Here is a 25,216-nt window from a genome sequence, read left to right on the forward strand (position 1 = left end):
TTGTGGTAGATCTTGAGCGACCAGCAGTGAGCCTCACCCCATGATCGCCTCTCTTGCCACCAATCTGCCCCTGACACCGCCGCCCTCGCAGAACACGTCCATGTCCTTCTCGGGCAGAGGCGGGGACTTCCTCAGGCTTCTGATCACCGGAAGCCTGTTCCAGATCCCGACTTTCGGCTTCTACCGCTTCTGGCTGATCACGAAGCTGCGGCGGCATCTCTGGGCGAACACGCAGATCGACGGGGAGGCTTTCGAATATACCGGCACGGCGAAGGAGCTGCTGATCGGCTTCCTCGTCGCCCTGGCCGTTCTCGTCCCCCTCTACATCGCCTATGGCATCCTGGGCATCATCCTCGAAGAACAGGTTGCCTTCGCCAGTGTGCCGCTCGTGGTCATCATGTATGTGCTGGCTCATTTCGGCACCTATCGCGCCCGCAAGTACCGTGCGAGCCGAACGATCTTCCGGGGCGTTCGCTTCTGGATGAAGGGCGCGGGCTGGGCCTATGCCGTGCGGGCCATCCTGTGGGATCTCGCGACCCTTCTCACGCTCGGCCTTGCACTGCCATGGGCCATGGCCTCCCTCGAGCGCTACCGGATGCGCCACACCTATATCGGCAGCATCCAAGGCGGCTTCGTCGGAACCGGTTGGTCCCTGTTCAAGCGCGGATGGTGGGTTTGGGCGCTCGGGCTCATTCTTCTGGCCCTCACCTTTTTCCTCTTCGTCGCCTCCGACATTGCCACAGGCAGCGGTAAGCCCGCCTTGCGGGGCATCGCGGTTCTCATCGGTCTGCTTATCGTGGTGCTTGTGCCGTTGGCGATGGCGATTTGCACCCGGTGGCACATCGATGGTTTGCGCTTCGGCGAAGTGACCGCGACCAGCAATTTTCGGGCTGGCACATATTACGGCCTGTTCTTCAAGCTAATCTTTTCCTCCCTTGGTTTCCTTATCGCATTCGGGCTTCTGGCAGGACTCGTCGTTTTCGGCTTCTCCTCCTCCTTGGCCAATGTTGCCGCAGAGATGGAGGAGTTTTCCTGGACGGGGTTTGGCATTGGCGTTCTGGCGGTCCTCGGATATCTGGTTGCCTTGCTCGGTCTCGGCGTCCTTCAACGCTACTTCCTCGGACGGGGCCTGTGGGCTGCGATCGTGACCTCCACGACGGTGACCAACCTGCAGGCGATGGATGCCGTGGTGGCGGCCGGGCAGCCGGCGGGCGTTCTCGGAGAAGGATTGGCCGACGCACTCGATTTCAACGTCGGCATATGAGGTGAGCGATGGCGGATGCGGTGTTCTATGACGGCGAGAGCGCCCGTCGCAGAACGGTTTCGATCAAGATCACCCCATCGTCCATCGATCTTCAGGAAGGGCCTGAATGGGTCGCCTCCTGGCCTGTCGGCGAGGTCAGAAGGCGCGACGCTCCTGACGGCATTCTGCGGCTGACGCGCGAAGGAGCGCCCTCCCTGGTTCGCCTCGACGTCGCGGATGCGGAAACGCAGGCGGCCATCAGGCAGCATTGCAGGCATCTCGATGATACTGTTCACCGGGAGAGGCCGGGCCGGATCCTGTTCTGGTCCGCGGCGGCGGCTGTGTCGATCCTGCTCTGCGTCTTCGTCCTGCTTCCCATTGTGGCCGAGCGGCTGACGCCGCTCATTCCGGCGTCGTACGAGCGCCGCCTCGGCACGGCGGTCGACAACCAGATCCGCACGATCTTCAGCGGCAAGATCTGCAAGGAACCACGGGGGCTCGCGGCGCTCGAAGGCCTCGTCGCACAATTGCGCGGAGCACAGGGCTCGCAGGTCGATGTCGATGTGCTGGTGCTGGAATCGAAAGTGCCGAACGCCGTCGCCCTGCCGGGAGGGCGGATCTATCTGTTCAAGGCGCTTCTCGATGAGGCACAATCCGTTGACGAGATCGCCGGCGTGCTGGCCCACGAGATCGGCCATGTGGCCCACCGGGATGGGCTGCGCAAGTTGATCCAAGCAGGCGGCACATCCTATCTCCTCGGTCTGTTGCTGGGCGATGTCACCGGAGGCGGCGCCATCGTGGTCGTCAGCCGCTACCTGGTGGACAGCGCATATTCCCGGGAGGCGGAGGTGGCGGCCGATGATTTTGCGGGGAGTGCCATGACGGCCCTCGGGCGTCCCGCCCATCCTATGGCCCTGCTGCTCAAGCGGATCGAGGACGAGCATGAGGACGACGACGGGAACGATTTCGAGGTCCCGGCTTTTCTCTCCACCCACCCCGTCACCGATCAACGGCTGAAAGCTTTGGAAAATCAGGTGCCGTCCCGTCCCGGCGCGCCTCTGCTCTCAGATGAGCAGTGGCGCGCGCTCAAAGAGATTTGTAAGACCACCTGATGCGTCGCCTCATCATCGAAGAACCCTACTCGCGGCCGGCGAAGTGGTCGCCCACGCTGGCCTGGTTCGCGCTCGCCGTGACCATCCTGGCGGTGCTGCTGATCCGCTTCGGCCGGATCGATTACCAATCCGGCTTCATCGCCCTCGGGGCAGGCATCGCGATCGCTCTCGTGGCGGTTCTGTGCGCTCTGGCCGGGTTCATTCGCATCTGGCAGGAGGGACGACAGGGGCTGGGAAGCGCGATCAAGGGATTGATCATAGCATTGCTGGTGCTCGCCTATCCCGGCTTCATGGCGCTCAAGGCCGTCACCCTGCCGGCGATCACCGATGCGACCACCGACACGGACGATCCGCCCGCCTTTTCCCGCTCCCGGGCAGCGCTCGAGGCACGCGATGGGCGCGTTCCCACAGATGCGGCACCAGAGATGCGGGAGATGCAGCGGGCCTCCTATGTTCAGATCGCGCCGCTCACCCTCGACATTGGCCCAGACGAGGCCTTTGCCCTCGTGCGCAAGGCGGCGGACAATCTCGGGTGGCGCGTGATCGAAGCCGTTCCGCCGGGGGGACGCGCCGGTCTCGGGCGCTTGGAGGCAGTCGACCGATCGCTCATCCTTCGGGTCCCCTCCGACATCACGGTGCGGGTCCGCCCGCGTGTCGACGGCACACGCATCGACCTCCGCTCGGCCTCCCGCTTCGGCAATCATGATCTGGGCGCCAACGCGGAACACATCCGCGACTTCCTCGAAGAAACCTCCAACCTGGCAATCGCCGTTCGCTGATCAGGCGGGGCGATACTCGCTGTCGAGGGCGGGAAGGCCATCGACGGCAGCCTGTCCTTTGGCCACCAGATCCTCCAGATGGGCGAACACCGACAGGCCGGCGGCGCCGACCAGCGCCGGGTTCAGGCCCTGATAGATGGCGGCCACGATCTCAGGAATCGTCCGGTCGCCGGCCCTCAGCCTGTTGAGGATCGAGGCCTCCCGCTGGCGGCGATGATGGGTCAGAGCGCGCACGAAGCGCTGCGGCTCCAGCACCGGTCCGCCATGGCCCGGCCAGTAGAGGGATTCCTTTCGGCCCCTAAGCTTGTCTAGGGAGGCCATGAACGCGCTCATGGAGCCGTCGGGCGGAGCGACCACCGTGGTGGACCAGGCCATGACGTGATCGCCGGAGAACAGCGCCTTCTCCTCGGGCAGCACGAACGCGAGGTGGTTGGCCATATGGCCGGGTGTGGCGAGTGCCTCCAGGGTCCAACTGGCGCCCTCGATCGCATCGCCCTCGCTCAGTTCCTGATCGGGCGCGTAATCCTTGTCGGAACTCGCCTCCAAGGTATTGACCTCGCCGGTGAACAGGGGGCGGGCGCTATGATGGGGGGCGCAGCCGACGATGGGGGCTCCCGTGGCGGCCTTGATGGCGGCAGCCGCCGGCGAATGATCCTTGTGGGTGTGGGTGACGAGGATGTGGGTGACCGTCTCGCCCCGCACGGCGTGGAGAATCGCTTCCACATGATCCGGCATGTCTGGCCCGGGATCAATGATGGCGACATTCCCGGTGCCGACGATGTAGCTGCAGGTGCCCGTGAAGGTGATGGGCCCCGGATTGTTAGCGACGACCCGGCGGACGAGCGGGCTCACACGCACGCATTCCTCGGCCACGGCCGGGGGGCTTGTGTCGAAGGTGAGGTCGTCTGCCATGGGAGATCCTTGCAACTGCCGTCAGGACATCGCCCGTTCCTAGCGCATCGGGCGGAAAAGAGGACCCTGTTTTCCGCACCCTGTCTTGAACTAAAGGGTGTCCACAGCCGCGGCGAATGCTCAAGACGGCGGCTTGAGGCAGGGGCCGGACCCTCCTATAAGGCTTCATGAGCCGCCGCGCGCATGGCGGAATGATCTGGAGATTGCCCGTATGACGACCAGCGCCCCTTCGCTGTCTTCGCCCTCGACCCTCGTCGGCCTCCTCTGGCCGTCGCGGGATGATGCCCGCTTCGTTGCGCTCCGTGCCATCGTGCTGATGGTTGTCGGCACCGCGCTTCTCACCGTTTCCGCAAAGGTTCAGGTGCCGCTGCCTTACGTCCCGATGACGCTGCAGACCCTAGTCGTGCTGATGATCGGCGCAACCTATGGCTGGCGCCTCGGGGGCGCGACCGTGGCTCTCTATCTGGCCGAGGGCGCCATGGGCATGCCGGTTTTCGCCAACACCCCTCCCTTGGCGGCTGGTATCGGCTACTTCATGAGCCCCACCGGCGGCTTCCTGTTCGGCTTCCTGGCCGCTGCTCTCGTGATGGGCTTCATGGCCGAGCGCGGCTGGGACCGTTCGCTCCTGCGCGTTATCGTAATGATGAGCATCGGCCACGCGGTGATCTTCGCCTTCGGCCTGTCTCAGCTGTCCCTGGTGATGCCCTTCGCGAAGGCCTGGACGGTCGGCGCCGCCCCGTTCGTGGCCGCTACCATCGTCAAGACAGCCCTGGCCGTGGCCCTCATGCAGGCCGCCTGGTCCGTGACCCGTCGCGGTGGCAAGGCTTGATCCAGCCTTCAGGCAAGAGACTTCAGAGGCCGCCTCCGGGCGGCTTCTTCTTTTTCAGGATTTAAGAGACTGGGATTGGTGGCGTTCAGCCGACCGAATGAACGAGCTTGAGCTTCGGACGAGCCTTGACGCTGCTGTGCAGGAAGGTGACGTCCACCCATTCCTCGTCGCCGCTGCCTTCCTCGATGCGGTAGCCCATCTGCTTGGCGATGGCCTGAACCTGGCTGAGGTTGGAGCGGGCGATCCAGCGCGAGAACTCAGGAGAAGCCTGGTCCATCAGAACGGCAATCATGCCGATCTCGACGCCCTGGTCGAAATCTTCGCTGCGGCCGGGAAAACGCAGCCGCAAGCCATCGTCGAGGTGAATGTGTCTCATCACGGGAAGCCCCCAAGTCACCCTTTTCGGGCACCTTTTGCTTGAACTTACCAGGGAGTTGAGCCGGCTGAAAGGTGTCATGGCCGCGCAGGGAACCGCATCTGAGGCCGCTCATTAGCTTCGCACAGGCAGAACGACCGGAGGGCTCTCATGGCCGAGCGCAGGATTACCGCCTTCTTCGACACCTATGAGGAGGCCGCACGGGCGGTGCAGCGGCTCGAGGCAGCCCGCATGCCGGATTTCGAGATCAGTCTCGTGTCCAACAACTTCAACGATGCCTACTCGCATCATGCGTCGCAGTCTTTCGAGCCGGATGGATCCTCACATCCCTTCGCCGGAGCCACGGCGGCAGCCGGAACAGTCGCGGGAGCTGGCGCGGGTCTTCTGGCAGGCCTCGGAACGGTCGCCATTCCAGGCTTTGGACCGGTGATCGCAGCCGGCTGGATCGTCTCGACCTTGGTCGGTGCCGGTGCGGGCGCGGCGGTGGGTGGTCTTGCGGGTGCGCTGGCCGATGCCGGCCTCAGCGATGAGGAGGCGCATGCCTATGCGGACGGCGTGCGCCGCGGTGGGGCGCTCGTGACCGTGAAGGTCGATGACGCTCAGATGGACAGGGTGGTCAACATTCTCGATGACGAGGGTGAGGTCGAGTCGGGTGACGAGAAGAGGCGCCTCGACGAGGCGCCGGCTCCACCCATCGGTGCCGCAGCCTCGACCACAACCGGGCTCATCACGGATCTGATGCCGATTCCGCTCGACGACAGCGACGAGGATGGGAACGACCACACGCTCCATGTTGAGGTGGAGGACGAGCGCCTGCGTCGCCCCACCGGCACGAAACCTGAGTAGGTGAGAGGCTGTAGCCTCTCACCTACTCAGTGGCATCAAGCCTTGCGCAATGTGCGATCCAGGCTCCATGCACCGCCGCCGGCGGCAGCGAGGAACAGGAACACGAAGCAGTAGAGGATTGCAGCATCGCCGCCGTTCAACACGGGGTAGGGGCTGCGCGGCGCATGGGCGAGCCAATAGGCAAACGCCATCAGGCCGGAGAGGACGAACGCCACGGGCCGGACAAAGAGACCCGGGATCAGCAGCGCGCCGCCGACAAGCTCGAGCACACCGGCGATCCAGGGCAGGGTGAAAGCCGCCGGAGCAGGATTGGGAGAGGCAGGAAAGCCGAGGAGCTTCTGCGTTCCGTGTGCCATGAAGATGAGCGCTGCGACGATGCGCAGGATGCTGAGAAGGCGTGGCGCCCAAACGGTCTCGAGATGAGCTGTGTTCATCGGTCAGTCTCCGGATTGTGGGGAGGGGCGATCGGCGGTGCCGATCAGCCGAGGAGGGAGCAACCGGATACAAGCTCAGGCGGACCGTTCCCAGCCCTTAAAGCAAAGCTTGCAGTAACGAATTGCTTACCACGTTCCGAAGAGCGTTTGATCCGTTCAGGTCTTGCGGCGTTTCTCCTATGCCAACAGAACAGGGGGCCTTCATGACCATCCTCGATCCGAAAACCGGGCAACTCGTCACCCTCGATCTCACGTCAAAGCCGCGCCGGGGCTGACAAAACCATTCGGAAATCTTTCCGATTTCACGGGATCTTTTCAAAGAACCAACTGCTATTTTTCTCCCTCCATATTAATCGTCCCATCTCCTGAATTCTTGCAAAGCTTAATTATTTACTTTCACAAGCGGCCGCTCGTGCCCTGACGCACATCCTGGATGTGACATCTGTGGCTGATGGATGTGTGGGCCGGAACCCTTGGTTCGCAAAGGCATTGGCTAAAGGAATGGATTCAGCCGAGCGCCGGGCCCGCGAATTGCCAGGCTTGATAGCATAAGCAGTCGCGGCTTTGGCGTTCAGATTTTGAAGTGATAGAAAGAGTTGAGGAGCGTGAAATGGCTCTGACAGGGCGTTTTAATCTGCGCAAGACTTGGACCGGGCGCATTGTATTGCAAGTCGAGGAAGAGGTCGCGGGTCTCTGGGGGCGCATGACGGGCAGGGCCAAGCTGCACCGCCGCTGGCGGGATGCCAATGTTCTGGATCTCGCTGCTCCCGAATTACGCAGCCTTGTCGACCTGCGCTTCCGCCCCCGCTACATGCCCCAGACCAACGAGGTTCCGCAGGATTGGCCGAGGGCGCCACGCCAGCTCGAGGCCATACCGGCCCAGACCCTGCACTACGAGACCTATCAGGAAGACGGCCGCTTCTCGACGCATTAAAGCATCAAAAGGCCGAGCCGAGCTCGATGGGCACAGCAGCCCCGGGCTTGGTTTGCCCGATGACCTATACGGAAATGCTACCGTTGATTTTGCGGGAGAAGAATGGTCGGAGTGGCAGGATTTGAACCTGCGACCCCCACGTCCCGAACGCGGTGCGCGACTGTGAAACCCCTTATTTTCTGGTGTTTTTCAGTCGTGGCCGACGTCGAATGCTCACGTTCTGTCATCGTGAACCTGTCTACCGCTCATCATGCTTTTCTCACAATGTTATCAGCTGCTTGCCTTTGGAAATCGGCATGGTGGTGGCCATAGGTCCCATTGAGGGTCTCAACAGTCATTCCCAGATCAACACAAGGCAGCGCTCGGATTGTAAGATTGAAGCCGCAAGTACTGCGTTAGCTTTGGTAAGGGTGTCCCGGCAAGATGATCGCGCGGGGCTTTTTGGTGGCCGTACCGGATCAGTAGACATTAGGAGAACGGGAAGGCCCGCCAAAACCGTTGTCGTCCCTGAACCCACGATCACGACCACGAGGCGGTGCATCGAAACGATCATCGTCTAGGAAGCCACGATCACGGCCATATCCGCGCGGAGGCCCACGACGGTCGCCGTCCCATCCTCTGCCACCGCGTGCCACAAAGGCGCAGCGCTTGGCTCTACCAGGTGCAGGATCGCCGAACGCCCGGTTAGAACAGGGGATACCTCCTCCTCTGACAAAAACCTCAACGTTTCGTCCCTGACTGCCATAGATCACCCGTGTCGGGTAGGGAACACGGCAGAAGCCGCCTTCTTGGGCACAGGGGACCAGGTTCTGCGCTTGAGCCTCCGGTACCGCCCCAAACATAACACCGGCTGCAAGCACTGTTGTAGCGAATACCGCACGAAACACGTCCGTTCTCCATACTGAGGACGCCAGCGTACGTCCCGTTTTATGAATGGCTCCGGAATACTCGGTTTGGCAAGGCTTAACCATCCTACGCTCTTCAAGCCCCGCAAATCTTACACCCGAGACGATGGCTGTCATATGGTAGAGATCCGCCCTCACGAACACGTGGAGGAGAGCATAGCGGAGCGGATGGGGCTGATCCGCTAGTGGGTCGTCTGCCGTCGAATCTGGCATTCTGCTTGCACTTGTGATCTCGGCTGAGGAAGCGGTTGGCCGGTGCAGGCTCCGGAGCCGGCAACGCGATAGATCTGCTCCTTCGCACAGCGCCGTCGCCGCTGTCGGCGTTTGCCGTTCCAGACGAACGGCGTCGGCTGGGCATTCCAGCTTCGTGCCGTCTGCTCGAACCAGCTCCCGATCTCGGCAGGACTATGCGGATGCTGCCGGGCGAGCGCGCGGCGCTTGAGCACGCGCTGGATCGACTCGGCCATGTTAAGCCAGCTGCCGCCCACGGGCGTGTACACCCGCATGATCCTGTGCGCGCACACCCACAGTACCAGCTCAGGTGTCTTGTGGCCGGTGGAGGCTGCGTCTCGAACAGTCCCGCAATGTGAGGGAACTGGCTTCTACCCGCGATTAGGTGGCGGCTATCCGCGCTGGCTGCGGACTTCCTGCAACTGCCTTACCGTTCCCATAATCGCCTCAGCTAACAGCTCTATTGTGGGATGAGATCTACGATATACGGAGACAAGAGCAGTCCGACGCAAACGAGAGCCAGAAGGATATAGGTGAAGAGGCCTGGGATGTTTCCACTCATTTGGATTGCGTCTCCTGCGGCCGCAGCTGGCATCATCGCAGAGTTCCACCGGCTTTGACACCGCTAAAGGTGGACTTGGCCAGGTCTACTTCTTGGCTTTGCAGCCAGCGCGGTCTCTATGATCTCCTCGGCAAGCCGAGAGTTTCGGAAAAGGTGCCTTTATGGAACAGGCCTCCGACGGGTCATGAACGCGGCAAATGCGGCTCCGAGGAGAGCGCCTGACGCCTTCACAATACCATCCGGAAGACGCCCATGGCGGCCTGGAACATGGTTTTGGGCGACTTCAAGAAGCCCGACAATCCCTATCAGCACCACAAGAATGTGGAGGCGGTGTTTCGGATAGCCGAGGCAGAACGCGACTCCAACAGCGGCAAATGCAGCAAACCGCTCCAAACTGACCGGAGCCGCAGTAACAGGCCGCAACCTAATCGGCGCAAGGGTGAAGACCGCAATAGCGCAGACGAGCAACCATGCGAGCCAGCGGAAGGATCCCGTAGGTGTCATAATGAGCGGTTTAGCAGATTGCGCCCAGACTTATCATGTCTCTTTTGGGCTTCTAAAGTCGCGTATGGGGCGGTGCGATTCGCAAAAAGGGGTTGATGGAACGGGAGCTCACTTGCACTGGTTACGAGTCTCTTGCAGCTGCCGCATCGTCTCCATGATCTGCTCGGGAGGCGAAGAATTACGCGGAACCCCTTTTGCAATATGGCCGTGTCAGAAATCCCCGAACAGGAAATCTCCGGCTGTCAATTGGCTCTTTCTCACATCTTCCAGCACCAGCGATGGCAGGTCTTTGACGCTGGTGGGGAAGAAGTCGAACACCACGTCGTCCCCGAGCTGCTGGGCTCGCGCCATGATCTCCTCAAAGGTGTCATACTGGCCAGGCTCTCCAGCAAAGATGACCAACTTGTCAGTCCCGGGCCGGAAGTCCTTCACAGTTAGCCCGCCGAGGTTGTCCAGGGTGCCGAACGGGTTGCCCAGTGCGAAAATGTCGGCTCCTCGCCCGCCAGTCAGGATGGCATCAAAGCGGGCAAAGATGACGTCATCGCCCGAGCCGCCATCGCTGATCGAACGCTCCAACTCAAAGTTCTCGTCAAACTGCCCTGTCCCGGAGAAGATCACGTCATTGCCAGAGCCGCCAAAGACCTTGTCCACGCCGCCACCGGCATCCAGGATGTCCCTGCCGTCGTTGCCCCGGATCAGATCGTTGCCAAGGCCGCCCTCCACCCGGTCATCACCCGCGCCGCCCGAGATTGTGTCGTCCCCATAGTCGCCGCTCAGGAAGTCGGCTCCGCCTGCACCGCTGATCGTGTCATCGCTCACCCCGCCGAACAGCATGTCACGTTCACGCCCTCCTGAGATGCGGTCATCGCCCTGCTGGCCCCAGACGAAGGCTGCACCGCTCCTCACGCGGATGGTATCCTCCCCCAATCCGCCCCAGGCCAGAGACACGTCGCCCCGCAGCACCAGCCTGTCCTCGTTATTGGTGCCATAGACAAGGTTTGGGATCCCGCCTGCCGGACCCCAGGCACCGTAGACGAAGGCCGAGCGGTCATCGTCGTTGGTCAGCAGCGCCCCTCCATATTGCATCTGGTCCAGGCGAAGGGTCGGGCCATCCGGATCAGCGGAATGGAACAGGGTGGAGCGGAGTTGGTCGAGTGGCCGCTGGTCGTCACTTGATGACAGCAGCAGATCAGTGGTGAAGTCAGCCTGTGTCCAGTTCCCGGTGGCCGCCTGGTCGAAGAAGAACCCGACTTCCGAGAAATCCTGGGTCGACAGGTTGCGCTCCTCCGAGCCGCTTGCCCAGAGAGCCGCAATCGCGCCCGAGAGAGTCAGGCTTCCGGTGATCTTCTGCCTAGCCGTGTAGCCGAACGCTGCCGGATCGACGGTGATAAAGTCATTGGCGAATGGATCCTCAACCACCCCGTAGAAGGTGTAGGACGTCGGTGCAGGCATGATCGCCTCCCGTGCAGGTGTCCCAGCCCCACCACAGCATCATACCGTATGGCCGATCCTGTGTCCCTTCATCTCTATGGAGGCTCACAGGCTCCGCTTCAGCTTCGCGCGCAGTGATCGCGATGTCGACTTGCGCGAAATGCGCCTTATGGAGTCCGTCATTCCTCAGACCAGGTGCTGACGGGTTGGCCGGTGAGTTCGGAGATGGCGGTGGTGTCGCGGGAGTAGGTCATATCTCCCGATGCCACAGACTGGATCAATTTACAGTTTACGTGGCGGCTTACCGGTAGCTATCGGCAGCCTGGGACGATTGGAATGGATCGACATCGGTTGGTCGATCCTTGTTCACCTGCCCCTCGCCGGAGGATCTCACGTAAATCAAGACAGCGACGAAGAGGGCGAACAAGCTGCCGATGAAGGGCATGCTGATAACGGCGATGACCGCACCATAGGGCCAGAGCAGGGCGCAGCCGATAAGGCCGCCGATCAAAGCCGCCACAGGATAAACGATCACCATGCTGTATCTCGCCTTAGGAGGTACTCCCGTCGCACCATACAACACTTTGCGGCGCAGGGAAGTTCAATGGCCTGGGCTCAAAAAAACAGGTCATGGGGAGGGTATAGCGGGGAAGGGTGAAGAAAGTTGGTAGAGTGGCATTAGTTCGCTGCGATACGCTCAAGCGCGGTTATCGCTGTTCTGATTTCACGAGCGGTATTTCGGTACATGACGATAACGTTTCCCGCGGTGCCTTCCGGCATATGGATCAACCGCTCCTCGGACGAAAGGTGAGTGTGTACCCGTCCCCTCCATCAAGACCAGGTTTTGGCCATACTGCTCAATCATGAGATATGAGGTAAGCACCAGCTGAATAGTATCGGATTCGAATAGTCCAAGTCTAGAAACCAAGTCAGGCATTACTCTGATCGAATGCTTAGGGTCTGGCATGTAGTAGTCCGACGGAGTGCTTCCTAAGTGATCAGAATTATCTTTGAATACTAGCTCAGCTTGTAGCGCGGCGGCTACTGATCGTGCCTCGTGGGCGCGTAGTCGATCGTCACGCTTCCGGTTCAAATGTGCATTGAAGAGCGCGCCACTAAGCCAATCGACGATCCAGTCAATGTCCCCAAGAATGAGGCCGCGCCACTTGAAAGGTTATTTATCCACGCCAGCATCGCTGCCCCCACCTAACTTTGAATTATCTTAGGTTTCAGTGACGTTCAACTTACTCCCCTCCCTGTCCAAGAGAGCGGCGGTCAGATCCGCGACTTCCGCCAGCCGGCCTGACGGGCAGCCTGCTCCGAGCAGAACCATCTCTCGCCACTGAGCCAGTTAATCCGCGTTTGCCAGTAATACTCCTGGCCGGGCACGTGATAGATCTTCTCACGGGTATTGAAGCTGATGTTGGCTTTCACGTTGCACCCGACCAGCGGCGGCCCAAGCTCAAGGCCGATGAAGCCTGCCAGAAGAGAACCTCCGAGGACTACTGGGAGCCATGAACGCCAGCGCTTCCGCTGACCGCCACGCGGTGGCCCCATGTACAGCGGCCATTGCCTATGAGGGGACCTGCTCCTTGGCGGCGGCCGCTCCGGCCGACGTATGCCCAATTGAACGATTTGCCCCATTGCTGCCCTCGAGCCCGGCACACCTATGGTCGAAGGATCAAGCCTGAGGTGGGAAATGTCACCTAGGCTTGATGGCCTAGTCGATGGAGCTCACTCCTCTCCTCTGGAAGAGAAGCAGGAGGAGGGCATCAACTCTCGTTGTCGAGGGAAACGTTCATGAGCAAGAGCCAGCCGATGACCGTCCAACGGAGTGCGCCGTTGAAGAGGGCAAATGCCATCTTCGCGCCGGCGCCTTCGCCTGAGCGCAGACCGTATTTGGCCGCTGGCAGGAAATAGATCGCCAGGACGATGCTCGTGATGATGTCCCACTCGGTCATCAGCAGCCTCCTGATTCCGCTTTAATACCGGAAGCTGCTCGGTCCCAAGTGCGCCAAAGCAACACTTAGCCATATACCTATCCTACTCTCCCGATGCTGGAAGAGGTCGAGACACGTGTTCTCGAGATCCCAAGCCGGGATCGAACCTGTCTACCAAACTGTCTACCGGATTTGGGCTTTCTGGCTAAGCCCTTGAGAAGATTGGTCGGAGTGGCAGGATTTGAACCTGCGACCCCCACGTCCCGAACGTGGTGCGCTACCAGACTGCGCTACACTCCGACACCGAGAAATTCTCGGGAAGGCCGGTCTTATAGCGGTGAGGGGGGAGCGCCGCAAGGGGAGATTTGCGCCTTCTCCAAGGATTGAACGATCTGCAAAACGGTGTTGCCAGCCGCAGTTGACCCGATTATGTACACGCCACACCTATTGGGGCGTCGCCAAGCGGTAAGGCAGCGGTTTTTGGTACCGCCATTCCCAGGTTCGAATCCTGGCGCCCCAGCCAGCCTCCCGAGCGACATAAAAGTCCGTAGCGGAAGGTCGTGCCGTCGATCCAGATGCGATGCAGAATAACCGCAAGTTTCCGGGCCAGTGCCACCTTGGCCCTTCGCATGCCCCGGCGCTTAGCCACCTCCAGCGCTTAAGCGCCGAGAAGCACACCGCCCGGGTGAGCAGGATGTGAACTCCCTCGTACAGCGCCGTGCGCACCATCGGATCGCCCATCCGGCTCACCGCTCCCGTGATGTCGGTCTCGCCCGACTGGTACTTCTTCGGCGTGAGGCCAAAGTGCGCCCCCACGGCTCGCGAACGGGCGAAGCGCGCGGGATCGTCCACTGCAGAGGTGAATGTCACGACGATGAGGGCGCCGACCCCTGGTAACGTCATCAGCCGCCGGCAGACCTCGTTCTCCCAGGCGACTGCCAGCATGGCCCGACGCAACCGGGCAAACTCCGTCTGCAGAGCCTCTCGAGCGCGCAGCATCGCCTCGGCAATCTTCTCCAGCATCGCATGGCCTGCCGTGACGGTCAGCACCCGCGTGGCGAGCTGGCCCTTGCTGATCGCACCGATCTTCAGGCCAAAGCCGCGCAACAGCCCACGCAGGCTGAGTTCGACATCCCGCATCTAGGCCTGCAGCTGCTTGCGGGCCATGAGCAAGGCCCGCACTTCTTGCGCCGGCGGCGACTTGCAGTGGACGGGGCGGAACCAACCCATGCGCAGGAGTTGGGCGATGCCGCGCGCGTCGGTCGGTCTTGACGATCATGGCCGAGAGAGCGCCGCCTTCACATGCCGGGTCTCCAGCCGCACCACCTCGAACCCGGCCTGCACAAGGCCGGCATGCAGCCACTGCGACAGGGGGGGCAGCCTCCAGGCCGATGCGGGTGAGCGGCAGGTTCAGGCTGGCGAGGAAGGTGGCAAGCGCCTCAGGCTCGCTGGCGACCTTCGCCTCGCGGACGATCTGCCCTGAGGCATCGAGGATGCAGACGCTGCTGTGTTCCAAAGACACGTCAATTCCGGCATAGTCTCCATGGCTGTTCCTCATGATGCTTGGGGCCGATCCGCTCGGGCCCCGTTTCAACACCATCACTCTGAGGGACAGCCACCCCGTTCCGCTACCTCGTGAGCGGCAGGCCCATTACGGCATCTAAGATGACGCTTCATGATGCCCCCCAGATGCAGCCTCTTAATGACCAAGAGCGAAAAGCTTTGGCTTATGCCGTGAAGCTGGTGCTGGCGACCGTGAAAGCGGGTGGTAAGACTCCGAACTGACCGCATGGTTGGGGCGGCTTCTACCCCTTAATTCTCGTCCAAACTCAGAGCCTATGCTGGCGCGTATCTTTCCCTTCCATGATAATATCCATATAAGCGCCCAAAGCAAAGCTGTAACGGCGATAGATCTGCTCCCTAGTGTGGAGACGGCATCATGTTCTATTACGACGATTTATACTATCATGATCATCCCTTTTTATACGATGGGTTCTTTGAAGATTTCGCTTACGGCTTCTCGTATTATGAATACCCGGTGGATATAGTTTACTATGACTACGATGATTATTATGACTATTATGACTTTGTCTATGATGATTATGCTTTAGATGTAAGTTATCCTCGTTCGCCAAATTATCCGTTATTGGTAGACGACGCGTTTTACCTGCAGATCTATCCTGATGTTGCAGCTGCAGGTATTGATCCAGACTTCCATTATGCTGTTTGGGGTTGGCTTGAGGGACGGGACCCCAACGCGTTCTTCAGTACCGATGGTTATCTCTCAGCTAACATCGACGTCGATTTGGCGGGCATCAATCCGTTAGAACATTACGGGCTGTGGGGATGGCGCGAGGGGCGTGACCCAAGCATTGGCTTCGATAACGAACTCTACCTGCAACAGAACCCGGACGTCGCCGCATCGGACGTCAACCCGCTTGAACATTACCTTGCCTTTGGGGCTGCGGAGGGCCGCGCGATCTATGCAGCGATTGGTCCCGATGTTGCGGCCAATTCGTTCGACTTTGAGTATTATCTTCTCGAAAATCCGGATGTTGGATTCTTTGGTCCGCTCAACCCACTCGACCACTACAATGCCTCTGGCTGGCGAGAGGGGCGCGATCCGAGTGCCTACTTCGACACAAGCGACTACCTGCAAACCTATAGCGACGTTGCCGGCGCTGGGATCAATCCGCTGCTTCACTACAACGCCTATGGCTGGCGAGAGGGCCGCGATCCCAGTGTATGGTTCGACACTAACGCCTACTTGGCCGCTAATCCCGATGTTGCAGCTGCGGGCATCAACCCGCTGACGCACTTCTTGCAGTATGGCGTTTATGAAGGCCGGTTGCCTCTGGGAGATGGGATCATAGCGTGATTCCTAGCGGATCGTCGATTAGCAGAGCGCTCTATAGGCTTCACCTTGCAACCTGCATCCTCCGGCACTGGTTGTCAGCACTGGCAATGACTACTCACAGACAGTGACACGGCGGGTGCGCCAGACGCCGCGCTCCCGCACACGGCGGGTGCGCGTCTCGCAAACCTCATCATCATCGTCCTCAACGATAACACGGCGACCAGGGGAACGGCGCTCGATAACCCTCCGCTCCTCCACCCGTGGCCGCTCTTGGTAGGTGCGGACACCACCAGGGCCGATCTCAACACCAACCTGTGCGTGGGTGGGTGCGCTTAGTACAAGGCTGAATCCAGCAAAGATCACGCCAGCGGCAGTTGTACTCAACAGTGCTTTTGTCACTTTTGGCCTCCATCAGACTAAATTGCTGAAAGGCAACGCCAGCGATGCTGTGCTGTTCCTGCCAGTAGACGCTGGCCTTTAGGCAGTTGCAGGACCAGATGCTGCGACGTCCCAGCGGCGATCGCGAGATGGTCGGTATCTTGGCACTGGTCGTGCATCACGATGAACAGGCTAATTTCTGCCGAATGCGAACTCATGCGAACAAGTAGTTGCCGCTTACATGTAAGTTGCGTTATAACGAATTAGAACTGCGCAGAAAGAACTTTGATCTGTCCGGAACATTGCCCTACTTCGCACCCTCGCGCTTGTTTCGTGATGCCCGCTGGCGGTGGATTGATGATGTCAGGCAACCTCAATCGGGCTTGAATCCCTAGCAATGCGCGCTTGTGAGGCCGGGCTGTAGGCTCTGCCTCGCTCAACCTCACTACTCACTCTCCTCGACCTCGTCCGGAGAGGGGATGAGCGATAGGAAGCCCTCTTCACGCTGATGCTCAGCATTTCTCCTGAGCGATTGCTGTGACACGCCCCCGCCGACGCTCACGGGAAGCGGCCAAGCTGTGTCAATCTGGTTGGGGTTAACCATGACGTATCGTCACGGTTTCTGGCCTCAAAGATCTGTTGCAAATATACCTACCGCGGATTACAGCCCATCGCACCAAAACAATCGTAAAGAATGCGTTAAAAGGCGATAAGGCTGGCGCTGAAATAATATGGCGCTGGCGACGAGCAAGCCTGATCAGCAGTTGAGGTACCGGAAGCGTTTTGGGGCGCGATCCGGAAAGTATGCTCACTGTTTGGGAATGACCGTGCAGTTCAAAAGAAATATAGTTAAGCAAGCAGCTGCCTAGGGCAGAGCGGGGGCAAAGATGCTGGCACTGAACGGAAGCGATTTCCTCCGTATTGCGATTTTCAGCGGCGCTCTAGGCTTTGCGGTATTTTGCGCATCCTACAGCCTGTTGGTCTGGCGAAGACGCAACAAGGGTCGTGGTTATCAACCCAACTGGCTGCGGCGCATCGCCTGCGCCTCCCTAACGTTTGGAGCGATTGGTGTCCTCACCGCATGGGGTTTTAGCGAACTTGAAAAGCGCGAAGGCATCGCCGGGGGGAATGATCTTTTCGTGGTGCATGCCCGTCGGGATAATACAGTTCTCAAAATAACCTCGCGAGACGCGGCCGAAGCGGGAGAAGTGATCGCAGAATACGTTCCTCTCGCTAATCAGACGCAGCTTGCTGTCAAGGATATCCAGCAAGCGCAAGCGCAGGCCAGAAAAGAGGCTATCCGCGTGCAGTCATTGCCGGTTGATCAGGGGCTCGTCCAGCGTGAGCTTCAGATCCGCACACAGATTACTCAAGCGGAGGGTTTCCTGCTTGAGCTTCAGAAATCCCGAGGCGAAACTGAGAAGGCACGCGCAGCAATCCTGACGGAATGGACACGTGAGAAGACCAGACTTGAGGGAGAGATCGCATCTACCGAAAAGTCTCTCTCGGCAGCTTTGAGCCAACTGGAGATTGCGCGCACAGCCCAGCAGCAGGCTGCTGACGCGTTCAAGAAGCAGATCATCACGCAGCCCGTTTACGACATGCGGCGCTCAAACTTCATCAGCGCAGAGCGTGAGGTTAATACTCAGCAGGCAGCTTTGTCCTCGTTGCGAGTTCGGAGCCAGGCGCTTGAGGAGCGCTTCAGGCAAACCGATATTGCCTTAGGACAGCAGCTTGCCCAAATCGGTGAAAACACCATCAAGTTTAGCGCCTCTCTAGAGAGCTACGAAGCGCAGCTTGCCGGATCCGAGCGCCTGCTGGACGAGGACCGTGCCCGTGCAAGGGCCCTTGTTGAGCGTGAGATCGAAGCCGCAGATCTTGAGACCTCCATTGCGGCAGCCGAGAAGGAGCGTTCGATCGAGACGACTCAGCTGAGGGCGCCATTTTCCGGCCATGTTGTCTTCCGTCATCCAACACCTGGACTCGCAGCCGACGGTGCTCCCGTTCTTGCTCTCTCCTCCGGAACAGGCTTCCTCGCCCATATCAGGCTACCGCGAGCTGAAGCTGATGAACTGGCATCCGACAGGCAACCGGTTCCGCTCATGCTGGATCATCCTGTCTTGCGCAATGTCATTTCGGCGAAGTTTGTCAGGTTTGAGCCAATGCCGCACATGAAGGATCAGGTGACTGCGTTCTTTGACTGCACCTTGCCGGCAGATATCATTGCGAGCCTCGGCAACTCCGCCGAGCCGGTCAAGGTGCGACTGCTTTGGAAGCCCTCTCTGCTGCGAAACACTGGGGCGCAGGCGGGTGCCGCAGTGGCCTTACTCGGCGTCTTTGGCCTCATGTTCAGCGGAACCCGTCCAAAGCAGGGGACTCAGTCGGATCGGGCAGCCGGGAACCTGCCTGAAACACTCGCCCAGCCTCAGACCGTATCGAACGCAGCGACATCAACTGGGAGCGCGCCGGCCTTTGGTCAGATTTCAGCAAGTGCCATCGTCGACATCAGAAGCCGTAAACCACTGATCCAGCATCGCGGTGAACTCGTTCCAAAGGACTCCGTTACAGGTCTCATTGATCGTGACCAATTCATAGGCATTGCCGAAACTGAAGTGAAAAATGCTTCGGAGGCCGGTACAACTCTTGCGGTTGTTATCCTTCGTATCAATCAGTTACGGCAGACGAATACCATCTACGGGCGCAAGGTTGGTGATGCCGTCCTCAAGGATCTAGCCGAGCTGTGCCGCGGCTCGCGTGACCGGGATCTTTCTGCACGCTGGTCAGGCGAGGAGTTCGTGGTGCTGCTCCCGGAAACAGACCTTGCGGGAGCGGAGGTTGTCGCCGAGCGGTTACGCGCGAGAGCGAGCCAGCTTCGGATTAGCGATCTTCCTCACATCCAGAACTCCATCAGTGTCGGCGTGGCGGCTGTGCTCTCCGGTGAGACGACGGTTCTATCAGCTCTTGAGAGAGCCGCTCAGAAGGCGGAAGAGAGTGCTCGCAGAATTCGGGTTGCCTCCATCCCGGCCTGAGTTTCAGCGAGGAACTCGCGATGGTTGCTTGAGTGCTATTCGGCAGCGCTCAGGAACAAATTAGTTCTGCCGGATCGGTGAGCGAAGCGTGAAATGTCCGATACAGTGGACCACACAGGAATCGTTCGCGAGTTCAGTGCGCGCCGGCGCTCTATCCCTCGAACGTTGATCAACTTCCTTGCCATCGCCACATTTGCTTACGGTCTCTCTCTCTTGCTGACGTTGCCTTGGAGCATGAAAGAGGCTGCCTTTGCCGAAGGCGGGGTTGCTGCCACAGGACCCCTCGGGCAAATCAACGCTGTCCTTCTCGTGGCCATAGGAACCTTCATCCTGCTGCGCTGGCTGATCATTCAGGGGCTTGCCTTTGCGGAGCTCAACCGGATCCGGCGCTCCACACCAGTCGAGCCGGACCATCTACCTTTCGTCTCAATCCTCGTGCCGGCCTACAACGAGTCAGAAACTGTTGTGGCGGCGCTCCAGTCTCTGATCCACCTCGACTATCCTTCATATGAAGTCATCTTCATTGATGATGGGTCCTCCGACGACACCTATGCCAAGGCGCTTCCGATTGCGGGCAAGTACGGGCGTTGCGCCGTTCAGGTGTTCACAAAGCCCAATGGAGGTAAATGGAGCGCACTAAACTTTGCCTACGAAAAGGCGAGGGGAGATCTCATCCTGTTCGTTGATGCGGATTCGGGTTTGGCGCGGGATTCGCTGAAGGTCATGGTGCCGCGACTTCTAAGTCCCGGCGTTGCAGCCGTGTCGGGGCAGGTCACGATCCGCAACCGCATCAACATGTTGACCCGTTTCCAATCGATCGAATACCTCCTCGGCAATGGCGGAATGCGCACCGCCCTAAGTGCTTTAGGCCTTGTCACTGTGGTGCCGGGTCCCATCGGCCTCTATACGCGGGAGATCTTGGAGGAAATCAGGAACCTGCCTGGCAACAACCCAAAGAACGAAAGCAGCAAGAAACCCGGCGATGTTTTCGGTCCTTTGTCGGGTGAAACGTTTGCAGAGGATTTCCAGCTGTCGCTTTCGGCGCTCGCTCTGGGAGGCCGCATCGTTTACGAGCCTCGCGCCTACGCCTATACGAGGTGTCCGGAGGAAGTGGGGGGTCTCATGAACCAGCGCTACCGCTGGTTCCGCGGCACTTGGCAGGTCTATGCCATCTACTGGCGGCAGCTACGTCACTTGAAGAAGGAGAAGATTCGCTATCTGCCGACAATTATGGCGTTATTCTATCCTCTGGATATTTATCTCGTTCCAATCCTCAACTTCATTTTCTGGGGCTCGATTGCCCTTTCGGCTGCGGCTGGTGTCTCATTGGATGACGTCGTGATCTGGATTGGGTCAGTGAGCCTTCTGAATGTTATGACGGCAACGATTTACGTTCTTGAGCAGGATGATGAAATCGAGCTCCTGCCCTTTGTGCCCTTCCTCGACATCTACCAGAGCTTCTTAGTGAACAGTGCCTGGATCGTTGCCGCAATAGACGAAGTGCGAGGCACACGGATGAGGTGGTCCTGATAGGTTGTCCAACACATATGTCACCGTGATCTACTATCGATGGCGGTAGGAGTTTGGAGGGATCACATCAGATCAGGTCAAGCGCCTAAGAGACCTGGAGGCGAGAGTGCAGTGCTGCGCCGTGACTGTTTTGACCCTGGGCAACCTGACCTTAATGGAAGCCGCTTCGGGGTGTCACCGCATTGAGCAGATCGGATCAGGCCTGCCGCACCGCTACTGCGCGAGGGGCAGGCCCATTGCGGCGTCTAAGTGCTTGCAAAAGAGCCGGTGTAGGAGCAATCCAGCCAAGAGCGATGCCTCTGACGTCCGGCTGAAGCTCAGTTGAGGCTGATTGGCTGGGAAGACTCACAGGCTGGTCTCTCAATCTCGCGGCGAATACAAGGCTTGCCATGCCGAAAGGGCGGAAGCTCAACGTCTATGCTTGGTACACAGTCTCCCAGAATGACAGCTTGGCCGTGTTCGTCTCCATCAATGTGAGCGACATGGGAGGAGGCAGGAGGCCTGACGTTTTATCAGACGTACCCTGAAAACGGTTTTTATAAGCGCCATGCCTTTGTGGTCAAGGCACACCTGAGAAGGCGCGAACCGCCCGCAAGACGGACGATTGTTCAGTTCCGCGCCGCCCAAAGCATGCCGCGCCGAAGAATCGTGCGCATCTCCAGCACTTCGAATTCCTTCGCGACATGGCCGAGTGAGCTGTAGAACACCCGACCCTGTCCGTGCCGACGCTTCCAGACGACCGGCATCACCACACCTTTGGTCCAGGCCACGTGCTCGCCTGAGAAGGTGGTGGTCGCGAGAACCTCGTTCGACGGGTCCACATGCATGTAGTACTGCTCGGACCGGTAGTCGAAGTCACGGATGCCCTCCATCACCGGGTCTTCGGGCCGGGTGACGTTCACCCGGTAATCGATGATGTTGCCCGGATGGGCCACCCACTGGCCGCCACACATGAATTGGTACTCGACCGCCTCGCGGAAGGCATCGCCCATGCCGCCGTGAAAGCCGGCGAGGCCAGTTCCCTCGCGAACGGCCTGCGACAGGTTGGCAACCTCGTCCTTCTCGATCTTCGACATCGTGAAGATCGGTACGATGAGGCTCATCGTGGGGAGCTGAGGGCTGGCGAAGGCGCGGGTCGAGTTCTCAAGGTGCACCGTGAAACCTTCGTCCTGCAGCATTCCGGCGACGATACCGGCGCATTGCTCCGGCTCGTGGCCATGCCAGCCGCCCCACACGATGAGCGCTTCCCGCATCGTTTCGTTCTTTCCGTCGAGGAGCATAGGACTCAGGCGGCGGACGCCGTCTGGGGAAGACCTTTCCAGAGGATTGAGGCGTCCGCATCCTCCAGGGTGGCCGGGCGTTCGAGAGCGGTGGTGATCGCCCTAGGCTGGCCGGTCGCTGCACCCTCAAGGATGCTGTGCATCACCTCGAGAACATGCAGGCCGAGGCGTCCGCTGGAGCGATGGGGCGTGCCGTTCAGGACTGCACTCGCGAGATCGGCCAAGCCGAGCGCCCGGTAATTGGCCTTGTTCGGCATTTCGGGAGCCCAGTTGGGCGAGCGCCAGTTGGGAACTCCCAACGGCATCTCGCTCGAATCGACGGCGCGCCAGTCGCCGCCGCGTTCGGTGACCTCCACATGGCCACCGAAGAAGTTCGGATCGGGCACGCGCAGCGACCCTTCCGAGCCGTAGATCTCGATGGCCGGATGACTGTGCTTCCACACGTCCCAGCTCATGCAGAAGGTGACCTGCGCGCCGGAGGCGAATTCGAGCAGCGCCGTCACATGGGTGGGCGTCTCGACCGTGATGCTGTGGCCCTTGCGCGGCGATTCCGCCGTCACAATCCGCTCGGGAAAGCCGATGCTGGACATGGCGAAGACGCGCTGCACCGGGCCGATCAGATTGACGAGGGTGCTCAAATAGTACGGAGCCATATCGAGGATCGGGCCGCCGCCGGGCTTGAAGAAGAATTCCGGATCCGGGTGCCAGTGCTCCATGCCATGGGACATCAGGAACGCCGTTCCCGACAGGATGCGGCCGATGGCACCATCGTCCACGAGCTTGCGGGCAAGCCGACCCCCGGCTCCGAGGAAGGTGTCCGGAGCGCAGCCGAGGTGCAGGCCTCGGGCCTCCGCCTCGTCGACGAGTCTGCGGCCCTGCTCGAAATCGACTGCCAGCGGCTTTTCTGAGAACACGTGCTTGCCCGCGCTGAGGGCTGCCAACGAGACGCCGAAATGGGCAGCCGGCACGGTGAGGTTGACCACGAGATCGATGTCATCGCGGGCAAGGAGCTGATCGACCGTCATGGCTTCGATGCCATGGCGGCTGGCCTGAGCCTGAGCGACCTCCGGCCGCATGTCCGCACAAGCGCGCAGGGTGAGGCCCCGATATGCCGGAATGTTCTGAAGATAGATGCCTGAGATGTTGCCGCATCCGATGATGCCGACATTCAGAGAATTCATGATCGTTAATCCTCGATGGTGCGCAGGAAATCGAAGCTGGCGCGGGCGGTCCGGGCCGGGTCGGCGGGCTTGTCGTGCTCGACCACCATCCACTCGGCTCCCGCCTCGCGGCACACGCGCCAGAGGTCGCGCCAGTTGAGAACGCCGGAGCCCACATCGGCCCAGCCGTCCTGGTCCTCGTTCTGGCCCGCGGGGGCGATGTCCTTCACGTGGGCGGCCGTGACCTTGCTGCGATAGCGGTTGATCCATTCCTTGGGATCCGCATCGCCGCGCACGAGCCAGGCCACGTCGGCCTGCCAGGCGAGGGGGCTCGAACCGGCAGCCTCGAAGATCAATTCCAGCGCCGTCTTCGCGCCGTCCTTCGGCTTCAGCTCCCAATGGTGATTGTGGTAGCCGAGGCGGATGCCTTGAGCCTGAAAGCGCTCCGCGATCTGCCCGAGTTCTTTGCCGAGCGCACGCCAGCCATCAGCGGCCATATCCCGCTCCTCCGGCGGAACAGCCGGCATGTAGAGATGCGTGAGGCCGAGTGTGTGGCAGGCCTCGACGACGGCGTCCGGCTTCTCGCGCAGGGCCGCCATGCTGACATGGCTGGAGGACGTTTTCAGGCCACGGGCATCGAGCTTCGCGCGAACCTCAGTAGCCTTGTCGAGATGCGATCCTACGGTCTCCACGTAGCGATAGCCGGCATCCGCGACCGTATCCAGGATCAGGTCCAGATCCTCCAGGGATCGCAAGGTGTAGAGTTGAATGGACAGTCTATCCGTGACGCTCATGGGGTCCTCAGGGTTCAGTAATGCGGGCGCGACAGGTCATGCAGGAGACCTGCCATGATGCCGGTGTCGTTAAAGGCGCTCGCCGGAATCCGCGGCGAACAGCGAGACCTGGCTCGGATCGATGTGAAGCGTCACACTCTCGCCCGGCGTGGCCCGGCGAGAGCCGGCGGTGCGGACCTGAACCGAGCCCACGGCGTCGCTGCACCAGATCACCGTGTCGGCGCCCATGGGTTCCACGATATCGACCGTAAATCCAGGCCAGATTCCGGTGCTTGAAATCTCAAGGTGTTCCGGGCGCACGCCGAGCACCACGTCCTGACCGGACGATGGAGCCGTGATGAACGGGTAGCCGGAGAGCGACAGGCGGCGATCACCGGCCAGGAAGCTCAAGCCCTCTCCGGTGTTCTCGATGCGACCCTTGATGAAGTTCATCTGCGGCGAGCCGACGAAGCCGGCCACGAACAGATTGGCCGGCCGGTGATAGATTTCATCCGGCGTGCCGATCTGCTGGATCTTCTGCTCCTTCATCACCACGATGCGGTCAGCCAGCGTCATGGCCTCGATCTGATCATGCGTGACATAGACCATGGTGGTCTTGCCGAGCCGCGCATGCAGCCGCTTGATCTCGACGCGCAGCTCGTTGCGCAACTTCGCGTCGAGGTTGGAGAGAGGCTCGTCGAAGAGGAACACGGCGGCATCGCGCACCAGAGCCCTGCCGATCGCCACACGCTGGCGCTGGCCGCCGGAGAGCTGGTCCGGCCGGCGGTCGAGGAGGGGGGTGATCTGCAGGAGCTCGGCCGCCTTGGCGACGCGCTTCTCGATCTCGGGCTTCGGCGTCTTCGCCATCTTCAGGCCGAACGACATGTTCTCGCGAACATTCATGCGCGGATACAGGGCATAGGACTGGAACACCATGGCGATGCCGCGGTCTTTCGGCTCCTCCCAGGTGACGTTCTTCCCGTTGATCCAGATCTGCCCCTCCGCCACATCGAGCAGTCCGGCGATGGCATTGAGCAGAGTGGACTTGCCGCAGCCCGAGGGCCCGAGCAGCACGATGAACTCGCCTTCCTGGATATCGAGGGACAGGCCGTCGAAGACCTGAACGGCCTCAAAAGCGACGGTCACATCACGAACGGAAACGGTCGACATG

General features: G+C 60.3%; 22 protein-coding genes, 2 tRNA genes and 2 pseudogenes. 11 read left to right on the forward strand and 15 right to left on the reverse strand.

Features of this window, described 5'->3' with window-relative positions; genetic code table 11:
* The first annotated feature begins 40 nt into the window (after positions 1-40).
* Genes IC232_RS11250 through IC232_RS11260 form a run of 3 tightly spaced genes read left to right on the forward strand, consistent with a single transcriptional unit; the run spans position 41 to position 3,134 of the window.
* On the forward strand, positions 41-1,264 hold the full coding sequence (locus IC232_RS11250; protein WP_246812150.1) for a YjgN family protein: 1,224 nt from the start codon (positions 41-43) through the stop codon (positions 1,262-1,264).
* 8 nt (positions 1,265-1,272) lie between these two features.
* Entirely contained in the window at positions 1,273-2,355 is a 1,083-nt protein-coding gene (locus tag IC232_RS11255; RefSeq protein WP_190845004.1) for a M48 family metallopeptidase, read from the forward strand.
* Positions 2,355-3,134: a DUF1499 domain-containing protein gene (locus tag IC232_RS11260; protein ID WP_190845005.1), complete on the forward strand. Its 780-nt coding sequence runs from the start codon at positions 2,355-2,357 to the stop codon at positions 3,132-3,134. The genes IC232_RS11255 and IC232_RS11260 overlap by 1 nt, the downstream gene beginning before the upstream one ends.
* Here IC232_RS11260 and IC232_RS11265 read toward each other — a convergent pair whose 3' ends face one another.
* Complete coding sequence (locus tag IC232_RS11265; protein ID WP_190845006.1) at positions 3,135-4,046, reverse strand: MBL fold metallo-hydrolase; 912 nt, start codon at positions 4,044-4,046, stop codon at positions 3,135-3,137.
* A 211-nt stretch (positions 4,047-4,257) separates the two neighbouring features.
* Here IC232_RS11265 and IC232_RS11270 point away from each other — a divergent pair, with 211 nt between their 5' ends.
* On the forward strand, positions 4,258-4,875 hold the full coding sequence (locus IC232_RS11270) for a biotin transporter BioY (RefSeq protein WP_190845007.1): 618 nt from the start codon (positions 4,258-4,260) through the stop codon (positions 4,873-4,875).
* 85 nt (positions 4,876-4,960) lie between these two features.
* On the opposite strand, the gene IC232_RS11275 is transcribed toward IC232_RS11270, so the two are convergent.
* Positions 4,961-5,251 (reverse strand): hypothetical protein, encoded by a 291-nt coding sequence (locus IC232_RS11275; RefSeq protein WP_190845008.1) that lies wholly within the window; start codon positions 5,249-5,251, stop codon positions 4,961-4,963.
* Between the two features lie 150 nt (positions 5,252-5,401).
* Here IC232_RS11275 and IC232_RS11280 point away from each other — a divergent pair, with 150 nt between their 5' ends.
* The gene (locus IC232_RS11280; protein WP_190845009.1) at positions 5,402-6,097 is read left to right on the forward strand and encodes a DUF1269 domain-containing protein; all 696 of its coding nucleotides are present in this window, start codon (positions 5,402-5,404) and stop codon (positions 6,095-6,097) included.
* Positions 6,098-6,132: 35 nt separating this feature from the next.
* Here the strand turns inward: IC232_RS11280 and IC232_RS11285 are convergent, their stop codons facing one another.
* Positions 6,133-6,531 carry a DoxX family protein gene (locus IC232_RS11285; RefSeq protein ID WP_190845010.1) on the reverse strand — a complete coding sequence of 133 codons (399 nt, stop codon included), beginning with the start codon at positions 6,529-6,531 and terminating at the stop codon, positions 6,133-6,135.
* Between the two features lie 610 nt (positions 6,532-7,141).
* On the opposite strand from IC232_RS11285, the gene IC232_RS11290 reads away from it, so the two are divergent.
* A complete protein-coding gene (locus tag IC232_RS11290; RefSeq protein ID WP_190845011.1) occupies positions 7,142-7,465 on the forward strand; it encodes a hypothetical protein in 324 nt (107 codons plus the stop codon).
* Positions 7,466-8,552: 1,087 nt separating this feature from the next.
* Here the strand turns inward: IC232_RS11290 and IC232_RS11295 are convergent.
* From IC232_RS11295 to IC232_RS11320, 6 genes are all read right to left on the reverse strand, one after another.
* Positions 8,553-8,876 (reverse strand): hypothetical protein, encoded by a 324-nt coding sequence (locus IC232_RS11295; RefSeq protein WP_190845012.1) that lies wholly within the window; start codon positions 8,874-8,876, stop codon positions 8,553-8,555.
* Positions 8,877-9,877: 1,001 nt separating this feature from the next.
* On the reverse strand, positions 9,878-11,119 hold the full coding sequence (locus IC232_RS11300) for a calcium-binding protein (protein ID WP_190845013.1): 1,242 nt from the start codon (positions 11,117-11,119) through the stop codon (positions 9,878-9,880).
* A gap of 280 nt (positions 11,120-11,399) precedes the next feature.
* Positions 11,400-11,636 (reverse strand): hypothetical protein, encoded by a 237-nt coding sequence (locus IC232_RS11305; protein ID WP_190845014.1) that lies wholly within the window; start codon positions 11,634-11,636, stop codon positions 11,400-11,402.
* A gap of 737 nt (positions 11,637-12,373) precedes the next feature.
* Complete coding sequence (locus IC232_RS11310; protein ID WP_246812151.1) at positions 12,374-12,655, reverse strand: hypothetical protein; 282 nt, start codon at positions 12,653-12,655, stop codon at positions 12,374-12,376.
* A gap of 215 nt (positions 12,656-12,870) precedes the next feature.
* Positions 12,871-13,059: a hypothetical protein gene (locus tag IC232_RS11315; RefSeq protein WP_190845015.1), complete on the reverse strand. Its 189-nt coding sequence runs from the start codon at positions 13,057-13,059 to the stop codon at positions 12,871-12,873.
* A 202-nt stretch (positions 13,060-13,261) separates the two neighbouring features.
* Positions 13,262-13,338: transfer RNA gene (locus IC232_RS11320), tRNA-Pro, on the reverse strand.
* A 148-nt stretch (positions 13,339-13,486) separates the two neighbouring features.
* Here IC232_RS11320 and IC232_RS11325 point away from each other — a divergent pair.
* A tRNA-Gln gene (locus tag IC232_RS11325) sits at positions 13,487-13,561 on the forward strand.
* Positions 13,562-13,582: 21 nt separating this feature from the next.
* Here IC232_RS11325 and IC232_RS11330 read toward each other — a convergent pair.
* Positions 13,583-14,690: pseudogene (locus IC232_RS11330) on the reverse strand (IS110 family transposase); the annotation flags it as partial.
* A 287-nt stretch (positions 14,691-14,977) separates the two neighbouring features.
* Between IC232_RS11330 and IC232_RS11335 the strand changes: the two are divergent.
* Positions 14,978-15,916, forward strand: coding sequence for a hypothetical protein (locus tag IC232_RS11335; protein ID WP_190845016.1), 939 nt, complete (start codon positions 14,978-14,980; stop codon positions 15,914-15,916).
* Positions 15,917-16,006: 90 nt separating this feature from the next.
* On the opposite strand, the gene IC232_RS11340 is transcribed toward IC232_RS11335, so the two are convergent.
* The gene (locus IC232_RS11340; RefSeq protein ID WP_190845017.1) at positions 16,007-16,294 is read right to left on the reverse strand and encodes a hypothetical protein; all 288 of its coding nucleotides are present in this window, start codon (positions 16,292-16,294) and stop codon (positions 16,007-16,009) included.
* 866 nt (positions 16,295-17,160) lie between these two features.
* On the opposite strand from IC232_RS11340, the gene IC232_RS11345 reads away from it, so the two are divergent.
* From IC232_RS11345 to IC232_RS32355, 3 genes and pseudogenes are all read left to right on the forward strand, one after another.
* A complete protein-coding gene (locus tag IC232_RS11345; protein WP_190845018.1) occupies positions 17,161-19,302 on the forward strand; it encodes a diguanylate cyclase domain-containing protein in 2,142 nt (713 codons plus the stop codon).
* A 93-nt stretch (positions 19,303-19,395) separates the two neighbouring features.
* Positions 19,396-20,832, forward strand: coding sequence for a glycosyltransferase family 2 protein (locus IC232_RS11350; protein ID WP_190845019.1), 1,437 nt, complete (start codon positions 19,396-19,398; stop codon positions 20,830-20,832).
* A gap of 31 nt (positions 20,833-20,863) precedes the next feature.
* Positions 20,864-21,004 (forward strand): annotated as a pseudogene (locus tag IC232_RS32355) (IS3 family transposase); the annotation flags it as partial.
* 436 nt (positions 21,005-21,440) lie between these two features.
* Here the strand turns inward: IC232_RS32355 and IC232_RS11355 are convergent.
* From IC232_RS11355 to IC232_RS11370, 4 genes are all read right to left on the reverse strand, one after another.
* The gene (locus IC232_RS11355) at positions 21,441-22,085 is read right to left on the reverse strand and encodes a ThuA domain-containing protein (RefSeq protein WP_190845020.1); all 645 of its coding nucleotides are present in this window, start codon (positions 22,083-22,085) and stop codon (positions 21,441-21,443) included.
* 32 nt (positions 22,086-22,117) lie between these two features.
* Positions 22,118-23,293 (reverse strand): Gfo/Idh/MocA family protein, encoded by a 1,176-nt coding sequence (locus IC232_RS11360; RefSeq protein ID WP_190845021.1) that lies wholly within the window; start codon positions 23,291-23,293, stop codon positions 22,118-22,120.
* Positions 23,294-23,298: 5 nt separating this feature from the next.
* Positions 23,299-24,066: a sugar phosphate isomerase/epimerase family protein gene (locus tag IC232_RS11365; RefSeq protein WP_190845022.1), complete on the reverse strand. Its 768-nt coding sequence runs from the start codon at positions 24,064-24,066 to the stop codon at positions 23,299-23,301.
* A gap of 69 nt (positions 24,067-24,135) precedes the next feature.
* Positions 24,136-25,215, reverse strand: a complete 1,080-nt coding sequence (locus IC232_RS11370) for an ABC transporter ATP-binding protein (protein WP_190845023.1) — start codon at positions 25,213-25,215, stop codon at positions 24,136-24,138.
* Position 25,216 lies beyond the last annotated feature (1 nt).

Source organism: Microvirga sp. (assembly GCF_014699075.1).
GTDB lineage: Bacteria > Pseudomonadota > Alphaproteobacteria > Rhizobiales > Beijerinckiaceae > Microvirga.

Bases quoted from the DNA above. Each gene is read 5' to 3' on its own strand.
- IC232_RS11275 (WP_190845008.1), bottom strand. From the start codon at position 5,251: ATGAGACACATTCACCTCGACGATGGCTTGCGGCTGCGTTTTCCCGGC.
- IC232_RS11290 (WP_190845011.1), top strand. From the start codon at position 7,142: ATGGCTCTGACAGGGCGTTTTAATCTGCGCAAGACTTGGACCGGGCGC.
- IC232_RS11310 (WP_246812151.1), bottom strand. From the start codon at position 12,655: ATGGGGCCACCGCGTGGCGGTCAGCGGAAGCGCTGGCGTTCATGGCTC.
- IC232_RS11300 (WP_190845013.1), bottom strand. From the start codon at position 11,119: ATGCCTGCACCGACGTCCTACACCTTCTACGGGGTGGTTGAGGATCCA.
- IC232_RS11305 (WP_190845014.1), bottom strand. From the start codon at position 11,636: ATGGTGATCGTTTATCCTGTGGCGGCTTTGATCGGCGGCCTTATCGGC.
- IC232_RS11345 (WP_190845018.1), top strand. From the start codon at position 17,161: ATGCTGGCACTGAACGGAAGCGATTTCCTCCGTATTGCGATTTTCAGC.
- IC232_RS11350 (WP_190845019.1), top strand. From the start codon at position 19,396: ATGTCCGATACAGTGGACCACACAGGAATCGTTCGCGAGTTCAGTGCG.
- IC232_RS11365 (WP_190845022.1), bottom strand. From the start codon at position 24,066: ATGAGCGTCACGGATAGACTGTCCATTCAACTCTACACCTTGCGATCC.
- IC232_RS11280 (WP_190845009.1), top strand. From the start codon at position 5,402: ATGGCCGAGCGCAGGATTACCGCCTTCTTCGACACCTATGAGGAGGCC.
- IC232_RS11295 (WP_190845012.1), bottom strand. From the start codon at position 8,876: ATGCGGGTGTACACGCCCGTGGGCGGCAGCTGGCTTAACATGGCCGAG.
- IC232_RS11370 (WP_190845023.1), bottom strand. From the start codon at position 25,215: ATGTCGACCGTTTCCGTTCGTGATGTGACCGTCGCTTTTGAGGCCGTT.
- IC232_RS11255 (WP_190845004.1), top strand. From the start codon at position 1,273: ATGGCGGATGCGGTGTTCTATGACGGCGAGAGCGCCCGTCGCAGAACG.
- IC232_RS11335 (WP_190845016.1), top strand. From the start codon at position 14,978: ATGTTCTATTACGACGATTTATACTATCATGATCATCCCTTTTTATAC.
- IC232_RS11270 (WP_190845007.1), top strand. From the start codon at position 4,258: ATGACGACCAGCGCCCCTTCGCTGTCTTCGCCCTCGACCCTCGTCGGC.
- IC232_RS11260 (WP_190845005.1), top strand. From the start codon at position 2,355: ATGCGTCGCCTCATCATCGAAGAACCCTACTCGCGGCCGGCGAAGTGG.
- IC232_RS11285 (WP_190845010.1), bottom strand. From the start codon at position 6,531: ATGAACACAGCTCATCTCGAGACCGTTTGGGCGCCACGCCTTCTCAGC.
- IC232_RS11355 (WP_190845020.1), bottom strand. From the start codon at position 22,085: ATGCGGGAAGCGCTCATCGTGTGGGGCGGCTGGCATGGCCACGAGCCG.
- IC232_RS11250 (WP_246812150.1), top strand. From the start codon at position 41: ATGATCGCCTCTCTTGCCACCAATCTGCCCCTGACACCGCCGCCCTCG.
- IC232_RS11360 (WP_190845021.1), bottom strand. From the start codon at position 23,293: ATGAATTCTCTGAATGTCGGCATCATCGGATGCGGCAACATCTCAGGC.
- IC232_RS11265 (WP_190845006.1), bottom strand. From the start codon at position 4,046: ATGGCAGACGACCTCACCTTCGACACAAGCCCCCCGGCCGTGGCCGAG.
- IC232_RS11315 (WP_190845015.1), bottom strand. From the start codon at position 13,059: ATGACCGAGTGGGACATCATCACGAGCATCGTCCTGGCGATCTATTTC.